Genomic DNA, 1,576 nt, shown 5'->3' with positions numbered 1-1,576 from the left:
GCCGCCCGCATCCGCCCGCTCGAGCACGCGCAGCAGCGCCGCCGTATCGTGTCGCGCCCCGCCGTGCGCGAGCAATGCGTTGAGTTGCTGGCCGACCAGCGCCGAAACCGGCAGCGGAACGCCCAGGCGCTGCGCCTCGGCGAGCACAACGCCGTAATCCTTGTGGTGCAGGCGCGCTTCGACACCGCCTGCGAAGTCGCCGTCGACCATGCGCCGGCCCATCACCTCGAGCACCCGGCTGGCCGCCGATCCGCCGGCCAGCGCCTGGCGCACGCGCGCCACATCGGCCCCGGCCGCCCGACTCAGATGCAAGGCCTCGGCGACCGCCTGAATTGCCCCGACCATGATCATCTGGTTGCACGCTTTCGCCACCTGACCGGCGCCGTGCCCGCCGACATGAACGATCGTCCGCCCGAGCCGTTCAAGCAGGGGCCGGGCGCGCGCGAAGACCGCCGGGTCGCCGCCGACCATGATCGCCAGCGTGGCCGCGATGGCACCCGCCTCGCCGCCTGAAACTGGCGCGTCGAGCATGTCGATCTGCCGCTCGGCCAGCCGCCGGGCGAGCGAACGCGCGCTTTCCGGCGCAATCGTGCTCAGATCGACGAGCAGCGAACCGGCGGCCAGACCTTCCACCAGCCCACCCTCGCCGAAACTCAGTTGCTCGACATCGGCGTCGCCGGTAACGACCGTGAACACGACCTCGGACGCGCGCCCCACACCGGCCGGGTCAGCGCAGACTTGCGCGCCGGCGGCGCTCAGCGGCTGGCAGACCGACGGACGACGCGCCCAGATGGCCAGCGTGTGGCCGGCAGCGAGCAGATGGCGGGCCATCGGCTGGCCCATCACGCCCAGGCCGATGAAGCCGAGACGCATCAGTCTTCGCCGCCGGAAAGACGTTCGAGCAGCTTGAGGATGGCAATCGAATCCTCTTCGCCCAAGCCGCAGCCGACCATTGCGTTGTACATCTGCGCCGTCGCCGCCGACACCGGCAGGCAGAGGCCGAGTTCGTGCGCGCTCTGCATGACGATGTTCATGTCCTTCTGGTGCATCCAGGACTTGAAACCGGGCTTGAAGTTGCGGTCGAGCATGCGCTGACCGTGGTTTTCCAGGATCTTCGAGTAGGCGAATCCACCGAGCAGCGCTTCGCGCACGCGCGCCGGATCGACGCCGCTGCGCGCCGCGAAATTGAGCGCCTCGGCAACCGTCAGCACGCCGACTCCGGTGACGATCTGATTCGCCGCCTTCGCCACCTGACCGGCGCCGGAATCGCCGACATGGACGATGTTCCTGCCCATCGCCTCGAACGCCGGTCGCGCCTTGGTGAAAGCCTCGACCGACCCGCCGACCATGATCGACAGCGTTCCGGCAATCGCCCCGACCTCGCCGCCGGAAACCGGCGCATCAAGAAAATCGATTCCCTGCTCGGCCAATCGACGGGCGATGTCGCGCGCCGCTGCCGGGCGTATCGTGCTCATATCGACGGCGATCAGCCCGCGCCGCGCGCCGGCAGCAACCCCGTTCTCAGCCAGCATCACCTGCTCGACATCGGGCGCATCGGCGACCATCGAAATGACGA

2 protein-coding genes are annotated in these 1,576 nt (G+C 69.0%); both read right to left on the bottom strand.

Features of this window, described 5'->3' with window-relative positions; translation table 11 throughout:
- Positions 1 to 873 (bottom strand): NAD(P)-dependent oxidoreductase (locus PKE44_RS19265; protein ID WP_324554447.1); only part of this gene is annotated, 873 nt, incomplete at its 3' end.
- A partial coding sequence (locus PKE44_RS19260) for an NAD(P)-dependent oxidoreductase (protein ID WP_324554445.1) occupies positions 873 to 1,576 on the bottom strand: 704 nt, incomplete at its 5' end. The genes PKE44_RS19260 and PKE44_RS19265, both read right to left, overlap by 1 nt.

The organism is Plasticicumulans sp., from assembly GCF_035331805.1.
In the GTDB taxonomy this organism is placed as follows: Bacteria; Pseudomonadota; Gammaproteobacteria; order Competibacterales; family Competibacteraceae; genus Plasticicumulans.
This window is presented reverse-complemented; position numbering and strand designations above follow the sequence as displayed.